Annotated in this window: 10 protein-coding genes; 3 read left to right on the top strand and 7 right to left on the bottom strand. The window is 68.6% G+C overall.

All coding sequences use genetic code 11. From position 1 onward, the window contains the following. Window positions 1-65: 65 nt before the first annotated feature. The 7 genes from GT755_RS22830 to GT755_RS22800 form a co-directional block, all read right to left on the bottom strand. Window positions 66-698 carry a CBS domain-containing protein gene (locus GT755_RS22830; RefSeq protein ID WP_161481654.1) on the bottom strand — a complete coding sequence of 211 codons (633 nt, stop codon included), beginning with the start codon at window positions 696-698 and terminating at the stop codon, window positions 66-68. A 41-nt stretch (window positions 699-739) separates the two neighbouring features. Beyond that, window positions 740-1,600, bottom strand: a complete 861-nt coding sequence (locus GT755_RS22825; RefSeq protein WP_161481653.1) for a universal stress protein — start codon at window positions 1,598-1,600, stop codon at window positions 740-742. Beyond that, window positions 1,597-4,320 (bottom strand): cation-translocating P-type ATPase, encoded by a 2,724-nt coding sequence (locus GT755_RS22820; protein ID WP_161481652.1) that lies wholly within the window; start codon window positions 4,318-4,320, stop codon window positions 1,597-1,599. The genes GT755_RS22825 and GT755_RS22820 overlap by 4 nt, the downstream gene beginning before the upstream one ends. Then, entirely contained in the window at window positions 4,304-5,359 is a 1,056-nt protein-coding gene (locus GT755_RS22815; protein WP_235967017.1) for a zinc-dependent alcohol dehydrogenase family protein, read from the bottom strand. The genes GT755_RS22820 and GT755_RS22815 overlap by 17 nt, the downstream gene beginning before the upstream one ends. Window positions 5,360-5,488: 129 nt before the next feature. Beyond that, window positions 5,489-6,892, bottom strand: a complete 1,404-nt coding sequence (locus tag GT755_RS22810) for an MBL fold metallo-hydrolase RNA specificity domain-containing protein (RefSeq protein ID WP_161481650.1) — start codon at window positions 6,890-6,892, stop codon at window positions 5,489-5,491. Between the two features lie 119 nt (window positions 6,893-7,011). After that, entirely contained in the window at window positions 7,012-8,340 is a 1,329-nt protein-coding gene (locus tag GT755_RS22805) for a PP2C family protein-serine/threonine phosphatase (protein WP_235967191.1), read from the bottom strand. A 63-nt stretch (window positions 8,341-8,403) separates the two neighbouring features. Further along, window positions 8,404-8,673 (bottom strand): acetate--CoA ligase family protein, encoded by a 270-nt coding sequence (locus GT755_RS22800; RefSeq protein WP_328794470.1) that lies wholly within the window; start codon window positions 8,671-8,673, stop codon window positions 8,404-8,406. Between the two features lie 470 nt (window positions 8,674-9,143). Here GT755_RS22800 and GT755_RS22795 point away from each other — a divergent pair, with 470 nt between their 5' ends. From GT755_RS22795 to GT755_RS22785, 3 genes are all read left to right on the top strand, one after another. Continuing rightward, window positions 9,144-9,506: a hypothetical protein gene (locus GT755_RS22795; protein WP_161481648.1), complete on the top strand. Its 363-nt coding sequence runs from the start codon at window positions 9,144-9,146 to the stop codon at window positions 9,504-9,506. Window positions 9,507-9,620: 114 nt separating this feature from the next. Then, window positions 9,621-10,718, top strand: a complete 1,098-nt coding sequence (locus tag GT755_RS22790) for a PLP-dependent cysteine synthase family protein (RefSeq protein ID WP_161481647.1) — start codon at window positions 9,621-9,623, stop codon at window positions 10,716-10,718. Beyond that, on the top strand, window positions 10,715-12,016 hold the full coding sequence (locus GT755_RS22785) for an MDR family MFS transporter (RefSeq protein ID WP_161481646.1): 1,302 nt from the start codon (window positions 10,715-10,717) through the stop codon (window positions 12,014-12,016). The genes GT755_RS22790 and GT755_RS22785 overlap by 4 nt, the downstream gene beginning before the upstream one ends. Window positions 12,017-12,406: the final 390 nt, after the last annotated feature.

The following is a 12,406-nucleotide window of genomic DNA, read 5'->3' as shown; positions in this document are numbered from 1 at the left end:
CGACCCGTCGGCCGTCGGTCTCATGGGCACCGCGTCCTGGCACCCTGCGCCGCACCCATGGCTCCTCAGCCGAGGTCCCGGTCCCACTCGATCTCGTTGATCACATCGATGACCCCGTTGACCTGCCGGGTCATCCAGGTCGCGATCACTGCGTCCCGCCGCAGGCACATCCGCCCGGTAAGCGTGACCACACCGTCGGCGACGGCGACATGGACCCGTGTCGCGTCCATCCACAAGGATCGGTTCAGTACCTCGGTCCGGATCTGGAGTTCCAGGTCGGCGTCGGGGCGTACGAACACCTTCAGCACGTCGTGGCGGCTGACGATGCCGACCAGGCGCCCGTCGGCGGCCACCACCGGAAGGCTCTTGACCCCGCAGCCGTTCATGATGCGGGCCGCCACCGTCACCGATGTCTCCGGCGTGACGGTGATCGCCGGAGCCGACATCAAGTCACCCGCCTTGGTGCCCGCCGCGCGCCAGGTGACATGGGAAGTGACGGGCATGTGGCCGCCCCGGAACTCCTCGGTGCGCAGCAGATCCGCCTCCGAGATCACGCCCGACACGCAGCCCCGGGCGTTCAGCACGGGGACGGTCGCCACCTCGTGCTCGAGAAGTTCGGCGGCGACCTGCTTGAAGCAGGTGTCCTCCAGCACCGAGATCACCTGTCGGGTCATGACCTCCTCGACCTTGACACCCATGTGATTCCACCCCCTGTAAGAGGTACGTCGCCACGGCCTGGCTACATTCCGGCGGTCGCCTCGGCCGACACGATCGCGACCGGGCAGAGGGCGTGGTGCAGCAAACCGTGGCCGACCGACCCCATCGTGGCCGCTACGAGCGAGCCCAGACCGCGTGAGCCGACGACCACCAGGTCGGCCATACGTGACTCCTCCGACAGGACCCGCACCGGGTGCCCGCGCACCCCGATGTGCTCACTGATCACGTGAGGGTGTTCGGCGTGCCGGGCAACGAACTTCTGGCGCACGAAATCGGTGTGCTCGTCGTACACGCAGTGAATCAGGTCTTCGTATGCGGTGCTCAGGGACGAGAATGACGGCGACCGCCAGGCGTACACCGCCTCCAGACGTGCGCCGCGGCGTTCGGCCTCGGCGAAGGCGAACTCCAGCGCCACGTCGGCGTCCTCGGTCCCGTCGTAGCCGACCACGACCTTCGCATGCGTGCCGGAGGGGACCTCGCGCACCACGATGACCGGGCCGAGGACATGTCCCGCGAGGCCCAGGCTGGTCGATCCGAGGATCATGCCGGTGAAGCCGCCCATGCCGCTGGAGCCGATGACGAGCGCATCGGCTCTTCCGGCCTCGTCCTTCAACCGGTTGACGACGTCACCGGTGGCCAGGTGAGTGGTCACGGCCAGGTCGGGTGAGCAAGCGCGGGCTCGCTGTTCGGCGGTGGTCAGAACCTGTACGCCATACCTGGTCTCGACCGCGTCGAGTTCTCTGAGCCGGGAGCCCACCCACGGCTCCCTGACGTGGACGATCCGAAGCTCTCCGCCCCGCCGGAGCGCGTCGTGGGCGGCGTATTCGACGGCGGCGAGCGCGGGTGCGGACCCGTCGGCTCCGGCGACGATGATCGAGCTCATGGGGTGCCCCCTCCTCGGTCGTCTCCTGTCTCCATCTCACCATGCGGACGGTGCCGGCGCCGGTCCGCCCACCGCCGGAGCTCGTCCGAACCCCAGATGAGGAGGGGGAAGCACATGATGAGCAGCAGGACGTCAAGGGGGAGCGCCGCGGTGCCGAGCAGTCGTTGGACCGGTGGAAGGTAGATCAACGCGGCGGTGAAGGCCAGCTCAAAGGCGATGCCGGCCAACAGCATCGGATTGGTGAACAGGCCTACCTGGCGTAGCGAGGCGTGCTCCGTCCGGGCCGCCATGGCGGTGCCGACCTGGCAGGCCACCAGGCCCGCGAAGGTCGCGGTCGTGGCGGTCAGGTAGGCGTGGTGTAGTGGGGCGCCCACGCCGGTCGGGGCGCCGGGTCGCCAACCGGCCCGCCACAACACGTAGAAGAAGGCGGTCATCGTCAGGATCGCGGAGAGCACGCCGATGGTGCCCCAGGCCCGCAGCAGCATCCGCCCCGAGACGACGCCCTGCGACCGGGACCGTGGCGGCCGGGACATGATCCCGGGTTCGGCCGGTTCACGGCCCAGCGCCAGCGCCGGCAGGGTGTCGGTACCCAGGTCGATGGCGAGGATCTGGACCACCGTCAGCGGAATCGGCACAGCGCCGCCGCTCAGCGCGAACACCAGGAACGGCACGATCTCCGGTACGGCGTGGGCGAAGATGTACACGATGAACTTGCGGACGTTGTCGTAGACCCGCCGCCCCGACTCGATCGCCGTGACGATGGTGGCGAAGCTGTCGTCGGTCAGCACCATGGTGGCCGCCTCACGGGCCACACCGGTGCCCGACCGCCCCATGGCCACCCCGATGTCGGCCCGGCGCAGCGCCGGAGCGTCGTTGGCGCCGTCGCCGGTCATCGCCACGATCCGGCCCTGGGCGCGCAGGGCGTCGGCGATCTTCAGCTTGGTCTCCGGTGAGGACCGGGCGAAGACGACCTCGGCCTCACCGGCCAGCAGCCGGTCCAGCGCGGCGTCGTCGAGGGTCTCGGAGTCGGCCACCGTCACCAGTTCCGGCCTCCCGATGCCGACCTCCCGGGCCACCGCCGCCGCGGTGATGCCGTTGTCGCCGGTCACCACATGCACACGCAGCCCTGCGGTATGGCAGCGCCGCACCGCGTCGGCGACCTCGGGACGGGGCGGGTCGTACAAGCCGACCAGGCCCAGCAGGCGCAGGTCCCGTTCGGCGTCCTGCCGGCGGCGCGGTTCCCGCCCGGGTTCTGGCCCCGGTCCGAGATCCCGCGCCGCGACGGCCAGGACCCGCAGCCCTCGACCGGCCATGTTCGCGACGGCCGAAAGGACCCGCTGGCGGGCAGGGTCGGCCACCGGCGGATCGGTCACAAGGGGCAGCACCGCCTCCGGGGCGCCCTTCACGACCACCGTCATCCGGTCGGCATCGGTGGTCACCACCGACATCAGTCGTCGCCGGGCGTCGAACCGGAACAAGGCGGCCCGGCGGGCGTCCCGGCCCGCTGTCCCACCCTCCTGCCCTTCGGCCCAGTGGGTGCAGCCCTCCACCAGCGCGATCTCGGTCGGGTCGCCGACCAGTCCATGCTCATCGCGATCGACGGTCGTGCATTCGGCCGCCGCTCGGCCCAGTTCGCCGGTGCCGGCCTCGGCCGGGCGTTCGCCGTCGTGGAGCGTCCAGACGGCCCTCAGCCGCATCCGGTTGGCCGTCAGGGTGCCGGTCTTGTCGGTGCAGATCACGTCGGTCGAGCCCAGGGTCTCGACCGCGCTGAGCCGTTTGACCACCGCCCCCTGCCGGGCCAGCACCCGTACCCCGACGGCCAGCGCGAGTGTGATCGTGGGCAGGAGCCCTTCAGGTACGTTGGCCACCAGCAGCCCGATCGCGAACATGAGCGCGTCCGCCAGCGGCAGCCCGGCCAGCGCCCCCACCAGCAGGAACGCGATCCCCATCCCGACCGCGACGGCGGCGATCAGCCAGGCGGCCCGCTGCACCTGGCGTTCCAGCGGGCTGGTCTCACGGCGGGTGCGCTGGCTGAGGGCGGCGATGCGGCCCAGCTCCGTGTGGCCGCCGGTGGCGTACACGACCCCCTTGGCCTGCCCGCCCGTGCACATGGTGCCGCTGAAGACCAGGTTCGGCTCCCTGAGGGCCGGCAACCCCTTCTCGGATTCGGCCGCCACCCGGTCCACCGGGGCCGACTCCCCGGTCAGCATCGACAGGTCGATCTCCAGCGACCCCTCGACCAGGCGCGCGTCGGCCGGCACCTTGTCGCCCTCATCGAGGAGCAGCAGATCTCCGCGCACCAGCTCGCCGGCGTCCAGGGTCCGCTCCGTTCCGTCGCGCACCACCCGGGCGCGGTCGGGGAGATATCGGGCCAGTTCCTCGACCGCCTGCTCCGCCTGACGTTCCTGGAGGAGGGCGAAGACCGCGTTGAGCGCGACGACGGCCAGAATGGCCCAGCCGAGGACCGGCGTTCCGGCCACGAACGCGAGGGCTCCCGCGCCCCACAACAGCAGCGCCAGAGGATGCACAAGCTGGACGACCGCATCGTGTGCCAAGGACGCGCGCTCCCGGCGGCTCACCTCGTTGGGCCCGTAGGCGACAAGGCGGCGGGCCGCCTCCCGCTCGGACAGGCCGCCGGGCCCGGTGCCCAGGTCGGCCAGCAGCCGCGGCAGCGGTTCGCACGGGTCGGCCTCCCGGCTGAGGTCAGGCGGCCGGCTCATCACGGAACCCGTCGCGGAACGCGGCGATCTTGAGAGCTCCGGTGGAGGCGGGATCGGCGAACGTCCGGTACGCCGCCTCCATGTCGGAAAGCGCGAACTCGTGCGTGACGAAACCGGAGGTGTCCAGACGTCCCGCGGCGACCATCTTGAGCAGATCGGGCGTCGAGCAGGTGTCGACCAGTCCGGTGGTGATGGTCACGTCCCTCATCCACAGGTGTTCCAGATGCAGCGTCGCCGGGGTGCCGTGCACTCCCACGTTGGCCACGCGGCCGCCTGGCCTCACGAGACGGGCGCACAGTTCGAAGGTCTCGGGAACACCCACCGCCTCGATGGTGACGTCGGCGCCCAGGCCACCGGTCAGCTCGGCGACCACCTTCTCGGCGTCCTCGGGCGTTCCCACGGCTACGTCCGCGCCCATCGTCTTGGCGGCCTCCCGCCGTGGTCCTGCGGGGTCCACGACCACGATGTGGGCCGGGGTGAGCAGCCGGGCCGTGGTGACGGCGGCCAAGCCGATGGGCCCGGCCCCCACGATGAGCACGGAGTCTCCGGGCCGTACTCCGCCGTTGCGCACCCCGACCTCGAAGGCCGTGGGCAGAATGTCGGCAAGCAGGAGAGCGGCCCGGTCGGCGACGCTGTCGGGCAGCCGGTAGGCGGAGGTGTCGGCGAACGGTATCCGCACGTACTCGGCCTGCGTTCCGTCGATCAGGTGCCCCAGCACCCATCCGCCGCCGCCCAGGCACTGCCCGAACATTCCCGTGCGGCAGTAGCGGCAGCGTCCACAGGCGGAGATGCAGGACACCAGGACACGGTCACCGGGGCGCAGGGTGGTGACGGCGGGGCCGGCCGCCACGACGGTCCCCACGGCTTCGTGACCGAGGACCCGCCCCGGCCTCACCTCCGGCACGTCACCCTTGAGAATGTGCAGATCGGTGCCGCAGATGGTCACTGCGTCCACCTGGACGACCGCGTCGGCGGGGTCGGTGATCACGGGATCGGGCACCTCGTCCCAGGACCGCCGGCCGGGACCTTGATAGATCATCGCCTCCATGATGCTTCCCCCGTTCCTCGAAGGGTGGGCTCCTCGTCCTCACGTTCGTCCGGTCCGGCCGGGCAGGGCAGAGTCGAAGGTCCCGCGCAACCATCGGGTCTGGTCCCGCCGCCCGTCGGCCTACAGAGGGACGCTCTCATCCGGGCAGGCAGTGGCCGCTCGCCAGCCGAGCTCGCGCTCGATCCGACCCCGCAAGGTGGCGGCCGCTTCGGGCTCGCCGTGGACGACATAGGTCATCCGCGGCCGCTGCTGGAGGTGGCGCAGCCAGGCGAGAGTTTCCTCGGCGTCGGAATGCACGGAGAATCCCGGCAGGTTCACGATCTCCGCCCGCACCGGAACGTGGTCGCCGTGGATCTCCAACGAGGAGGCGCCGTCGACGAGGGAACGTGAGCGTGTCCCCAGCGCGGCGAACCCGACGACGAGGACGGTCATGCGCGGATCTGGAAGCAGATGGCGCAGATGATGCACCACCCGGCCGCCACTGGCCATGCCGGAGGCCGAGATGATGACGCAGGGCTTGGCGGGCTCGTTCACGCTCATCGACTCCTCGACGGTACGTAGCTCCCGCAGCCAGCCCGGATCCAGCACGTCCCGGGTCACTTCGGGACGCAGTTCCGCCGAGCCGCCGGCGATCGCGCGCAGATAGACGTCTCTGGCCGACAGCCCCATGGGACTGTCCACGAAGACTGGAACCTCGGCGATCGCGCCCGCTTGGCGCAACTGGTGGAGCCGGTAGATGATCACCTCGGTGCGGTCGACGGCGAAGGCCGGGATGAGGACCGAGCCGCCACGGCGCACCGTCCGGTTGACGGCCGCGGCCATCGCCATCAGGGTGTCGGCGTCGTTGTGACGCCGGTTGCCGTACGTCGACTCGATCAACATGGTGTCGGCGTGCGGGCAGGGTTCCGGCGGCTTGAGCAACGGGTGGACGGGACGTCCCAGATCGCCGCTGTGAACCAGCACCGTCCCGTCGGTGAGAGTGACCTCGCTCCACGAGGAGCCGAGGATGTGTCCGGCCCGATGCAGGCGAAGTTCCGCGCCGTCCAGGTCGACGGCCTGCCCGTGCTCTGTCGGCGCCATCAGCTCCAGGGCCTTCTCGACGTCCTTCTCCTCATACAGCGGGAGCGCGGGACGGTGCCTCGACCAGCCATGGGTGTTGGCGTGCTCGGCCTCGTCGGCCATCAGCTTCGCGCTGTCCCGCAGCACGATCGCCGCCAGTCGCGCGGTGTCGGGGGTGGCGTGCACCGGCCCGCCGAAACCCTGACGCACCAGCGCGGGCAGATAACCGCAATGATCAAGGTGTGCGTGGCTGAGCACGATCGCCGACAGCGATTCCGCCGGAATCGGGAAGCTGTCCCAGTTCCGCTGCCGCAAGGCCCGCCCGCCCTGAAAGAGCCCGCAGTCCAGGAGAACGCGGCCTCCCTGCGGTAGAGCGAGCAGGAACTTGCTGCCCGTCACCGTTCCCACGCCGCCCAGGAAGGTCAGCTCACCCCTGCCGGGCGTGGTCCGCCCCGATCGGTCCATCCTTGTCGTCACTCCCTATCCGGCATAAGAGTGGCCATTTCCTCGCGACAGGGATGAAAGTCCTACATCAGGGACTCGTTTCGTAAAAAGCGCCCCTGATCACCGGGCCGCCCTCTGGGTCAGGCCGGCGGGGTGCGGATCGCGAGGATGGCCATGTCGTCCTGGCCGTCGCCGGGATGCTCATCGATCAGCGTCGTCACCAGGTCGTGCACCGGCAGGTCGGCATCAGCGGCGGCGAGGGCGGCCAGGCGGGCCAACCCCTCGTCGAGGGGCCGCAGCCGGTCCTCCACGAGCCCGTCGGTGAAGAAGACCACCGTGGTTCCCGGAGGCAGGAGCCGGGTGTGGTTGTGGCGCGGCTGAGTGACGTCGACGCCGAGAGGCAGGTCGGGATTGCTGTGCAGATAGCAGGGAGGCCGGCCGGGAATGAGCAGCAGAGGCGGTGGGTGACCCGCCGTGCTCCACCGCAGCGTCCAGCCTTGGCGGGCCGGTTCGATACGGGCCAGGCACGCGGTGGTCACAGGGTTGTCGGTGATCGCTTGGACCGTGCGGTCGAGGCGGGTCAGGACGGCTCGCGGTGAGGTGCGGTGGTCGTACAGCAGGGCACGCAGCATGTTGCGGATCTGCGTCATGGCGGCGGCGGCCTGGAGGTCGTGCCCGACCACGTCACCGATGATCGCAGCGCACGCCTGGCCGGGGGCGGGCATGACGTCGTACCAGTCTCCGCCCACCCGGCTCGGCTTGCACGCCGGGCGGTAGGCGGCGGCGACGGAGAACGGGTGCAGGTGTTCGGGCAGCCGTGGAAGCAGGAGTCGCTGGAAGTGCTCGGCGTCCCGGCGGTTCTCCTCGTACAGGCGGGCGTCGTCGATCGCGAGGGCGGCCGCGCCGGCCAGTGCGACGATCAGGCTTTCGTCGTGGGCGTCGAAGGGCCGCCCGTCGAGCCGCTCGGAGACGTACAGGTTCCCGTAGATCTCGCCCCGGATGATGATCGGGGCTCCCAGCAGGGTCCGCATCGGCGGATGGCCGGGCGGGAAACCCGCCGATTCCGGGTGGGCGTCGATGTCGTCGACACGCAGGGGCTCAGGGTGGGTGATCAGGTGGCCGAGCAGGCCGCGTCCGCGCGGTAGCGGCGTGCCGGCCAGATCGGCCCGTTCCTGCTCCGACAGCCCCATGGGCACGAACAGTCCGAGGCGTTCGCCTGTCTCGTCGAGCACGCCGAGCGCGCCGTAGCGAGCACCGACCAGGTTCGTCGCGGTCGAGACGATCAGCTCCAGCACGACCGACAGATCTATGTCCCGGCTCAGCACGGCCTCGTACATGTCATTGAGACGGTCCTGGGCACGGGCCAGGGAGCTCAACTGTTCGGCTATCCGGTTCAGTTCGTCGCCCAGGCGCAGACGTGCCCCAAAGACGGAGGCCTGCTGCGGCTCTTCCGCGTTCCCCGTCATCATGCTCACGCCCTCAGCCGGTGTACGTCCCTCAACGGCTCTCACCGCAACCCTGCTCGGGTCCCCTTATCCGAAGCATGTGCCCATCGAATCCGCCGCGACCAGATGACCTGCACATTTTTGGCCCATATGGGCATCCTCCGTGAGATCCCGGCACATTGCCGGGCCCGTTCCCTCAGCGCAGCTTGCGGATATAGGGCGAGGGAGGGGGCCGGCGGGCGCGAGCCGGATCCGGGCGTCCACGACGACCGCGCCGGTCGTGGTCACGATCACGGGGTTGAGATCGAGTTCGGCCACCTCTGGCAGCGAGTCCATGAGCCGGCCGACCGCGACCACCACCTCTGCCAGCGCCGGCACATCGGCTGGGGGCCGGCCACTATCAGCGCGTTGGCCAGGTTCGACTTCCCGGGCTGCGTCGCGCCGGCGACCATCGCGTCTGGCCTTCCAGCGTGCGGATGGTCACTCGCCAGCCGTGCCTGGTGGGCATCGGCCACCACATCCACGGCTTGGTGAGATGCCTACCCGCACCTGGGTGGTCGCCGTCGAAGCGGAGGTCGGCGGCTTCGCGTGGAGCTCGACGGCGGCCAGACGCTGGCCGCTCATTTGCTCATCGCCGCCGCCGCTCGTTCGGCAACCCGTCTGGACCTCCACACCCCGGCTTGTGAGCGAAGCCCTCACGCCGAGGCAACGTCATTTACTTATGGCTGACCAACTTTGCACATTCAGTCATATAGCCTGGTCGAGTGGCTGCTAGGAGCTGTTTGTTCGCGACCCGATGCCGGGGCGCTTCTAGTGCCTTGCTTAGTGTGCTCTCTGCCATCCTCCTGTTCACCGTGATTCTCTGTGGCGTTGGGCCCCATGCTCAGGCTGAATCATCGCTAGATGCGGCCACCTCTCTCTCCACGACAGCGGTCGTCGATCATCACCCTGATCCTGCGCCCGGTTCGCATGACCATGGGTCATGCGAAGACACGGCGCAGTCGGGGGCAGATCATCGCGGCTTGGTGTCGCCACTGCGGTCGCCCGACGAGCAACCGCTGCTGATTAAGCTTCCTGCGATCGAGAAATCGGCACTGGGGGCCACACGCCTGGTCTTCGACGCCGGGTTCGACCTCTTGCCGCCCTTTGGCGTGCATCTCCTCAATTTGCTGTGCATGACACGGGTGTAGAGCGCCCGGCGTCAGCTGCGTGATTTCGGAGTGGACTCTTCCGAGAGCCCCAACACCGGCGCGCGGCTGACGCCTTGTCGATCCATCCGCAGTCCCCAGTGAACGAGGAACTTCATGAACGACGTGCGCATACAGACGCGCGGCTCTTTGGCGGACCTGGTCGGCAATACCCCGGTTCTGTGGGTGCCGGAAATATGGTCCGGGGGTGAGCGTGGCTTCTGGGCGAAGCTCGAGAGCTATAACCCTGGTGGCATCAAAGACCGGCCGGGCCTTCACATGATCGCCGAGGCGAAAACGCGCGGCGAGCTGGAGCCGGGCAGGCACATCGTCGAGTCGACCAGCGGCACGCTCGGCCTGGGCCTGGCCCTCGCCGGGATGATCCACAGACACCCGGTGACGCTTGTCACCGATCCAGGCCTGGAGCCGCTGGTTCACAGACTGCTCCGCACCTACGGGGCCCGGGTGGAACTCGTCACCGAGCCGCACCCTGAGGGGGGCTGGCAGGAGGCACGGCGGCAGAGGGTTCGGCAGCTTCTGGATGCGCGCCCTGGGTCCTATTGCCCTGACCAGTACAGCAATCCCGACAACGTCGCCGCGTATGGCGCCCTGGCCGAGGAACTGGCCGCTCAGCTCGGCCAGGTCGATGTGCTCGTCTGCAGTGTCGGCACCGGCGGCCATAGCGCTGGAACGTTCCGCACGCTACGGGAGCTCTGCCCAGGAGTGCGTCTCGTGGGCGTCGACACGGTCGGTTCGACGATCTTCGGCCAGCCTCCAAGAGCACGACTCATGCGCGGCCTGGGCAGCAGCATCCATCCGCGCAACGTCGCCTACGAGCTGTTCAGCGAGGTGCACTGGGTTGCTCCAGCCGAGGCGGTATGGGGCTGTCGGCGACTCGGTGCCATCAGGTATGCCACCGGCGGATGGAGTGTCGGCGCCGTCGCGCTTGTGGCCTCCTGGCTCGCCAGGACCGAACCGGCCGGCACCCGCATCGCCGCGGTCTTCCCTGATGGTCCGGAGCGCTATTTCGACACGATCTACAACGACGGCTACTGCCATGACCACGATCTTCTCCACCGCAAGCCGGAGCCGGAACCAGACCTGATCTCGAGGTGTGACGCGGCCGAGGTGGAGCGGTGGACCCGCTGTACTGCGGTGACGGATCCGCTGGCGGAAAACCAGGGCATGCCTTCAGCGATGGGGGAGCCGACGTGAAGGCGACCCTCGCCCAGGTGAGATCGTTCGACCGGCCGATCCGGTTGCTCCTGATCAACCAGCTCACCATCAACATCGGCTTCTACATGCTGATGCCGTATCTGGCCACGTATCTGACCGGGGACGTGGGCCTGGCGGTGTGGTTGACCGGGCTGATCCTTGGTGTACGCAACCTGAGCCAGCAGGGCTTGTTCCTGGTCGGCGGAAGTCTCGCCGACCGGATCGGCTACAAGCCGATGATCCTCACCGGGCTGGCTCTTCGTACGGTCGGATTCGCCCTGCTCGGTCTGGTCGAGGCGGTGCCGGCTCTGATTCTGGCCTCGGCCTTGACGGGGCTCGCGGGAGCCTTCTTCAACCCGGCCGCACGCGCCTACCTGGCTCAAGAGGCAGGGGAACGCAAAGTGGACGCGTTCGCCATATTCAACGTCTTCTACCAAACCGGCATCCTGATCGGACCACTGATCGGGTTGCTGCTGCAGGGCTTCGCCTTCCGCATCACCTGCCTGGTAGCGGCCGGGCTCTTTGCGATCTTGGCGCTGGCTCAGGTGCGGGCTCTGCCCAACAGACGCGGCAGCCGGGCCGGGGCCGCAGGGTCGATGCTCAGCGACTGGCGTCAGGCGCTGGGAAACCGCGCCTTCATGCTCTTCTCCCTGGCTTTGATCGGTTCCTACATTCTCAACTTCCAGGTGTACCTCGGCCTGCCCATCGAGGTGCGGCGAGCCACGGGAGGAGAGTTGGGCGTCACTTTGCTCTTCGTGCTGTCCGGCGGCCTGTCGATGATCGGTCAGGTGCACGTTACGAGGTGGGTGAAGGCTCGCTGGACGCCCGGCCAGGCCATGGTTCACGGCCTGTTCCTGATGGGAATCGCATTTGTTCCCATCGCTGTCGCAGCTTCGACTCGCCACGCCACAGTCACCGGGGGGTGGGAATACGTCATCGCTGTAGCCCCCATCCTGGTGACGACGGCGCTGCTCACCGTAGCTACCATGATCGTTTACCCCTTCGAGATGTCGACCATCGCCAACCTGGGTGGTGACCAGATGATGGGCACCTATTACGGTCTGTACAACACCTTGTCCGGGATCGGAATCGCGGTGGGGAACCTCCTCACCGGCGCCCTGCTCGACTTCAGCGGGCAGTCGGGCCTGCCGGGTCTTCCCTGGTGGGGGCTGGCTGCCGTGGGAGTGGCCTGTGCGCTGGCCGTGCGTTGGCTTGATCAGTCGGGTCGGCTGCGTCCCGCGCGGGCCAGCGTGGCGCGCGCCCGCCTTCCTCAACGCGAAGTCGAGCACGGGACGTGAGTTTCCGGCACATCGAGCCGACGACCACCTCAGCCTGCGGTGCGGTCGCCGAGAAGTATGGCGGTGATCGCGATATGGCGACACGGGTTGCACGCGACATTGCGCCAACGCCTGATTTTCCACAAGTTCTCCAGTTGCGATGACGGCCAATTTGCGCTGTGATCCGTCCGGCCGGGTAAGCCGCGTGCTGACCATCGCCTTGTGCGCCTCAGCCGCCAGTTTCCCCGCCGTCAAATGGCGTTGAGCGCGTCGGGAGTAAGGCGAGTGATGAGATAATCGCGAAGATCTTCCGGAAGGGCGTCGTAAGTGCCGTCTTGCATACGGGTCCTGGCTGGATTGAGGGCGGCCTGAGCGGTAGGCGGGCTACCCCCGAACTCGCTCTCTGGCGTA

The organism is Herbidospora solisilvae, assembly GCF_009901565.1.
GTDB lineage: Bacteria > Actinomycetota > Actinomycetes > Streptosporangiales > Streptosporangiaceae > Herbidospora > Herbidospora solisilvae.
The sequence above is the reverse complement of the archived record's forward strand: the minus strand, read 5'-3'. Positions and strand labels throughout refer to the sequence as shown.

Coding starts and splice junctions, on each gene's coding strand:
- GT755_RS22820 (WP_161481652.1), bottom strand. CDS start 4,320: ATGAGCCGGCCGCCTGACCTCAGCCGGGAGGCCGACCCGTGCGAACCG.
- GT755_RS22790 (WP_161481647.1), top strand. CDS start 9,621: ATGAACGACGTGCGCATACAGACGCGCGGCTCTTTGGCGGACCTGGTC.
- GT755_RS22805 (WP_235967191.1), bottom strand. CDS start 8,340: ATGATGACGGGGAACGCGGAAGAGCCGCAGCAGGCCTCCGTCTTTGGG.
- GT755_RS22825 (WP_161481653.1), bottom strand. CDS start 1,600: ATGAGCTCGATCATCGTCGCCGGAGCCGACGGGTCCGCACCCGCGCTC.
- GT755_RS22815 (WP_235967017.1), bottom strand. CDS start 5,359: ATGATCTATCAAGGTCCCGGCCGGCGGTCCTGGGACGAGGTGCCCGAT.
- GT755_RS22810 (WP_161481650.1), bottom strand. CDS start 6,892: ATGGACCGATCGGGGCGGACCACGCCCGGCAGGGGTGAGCTGACCTTC.
- GT755_RS22830 (WP_161481654.1), bottom strand. CDS start 698: ATGGGTGTCAAGGTCGAGGAGGTCATGACCCGACAGGTGATCTCGGTG.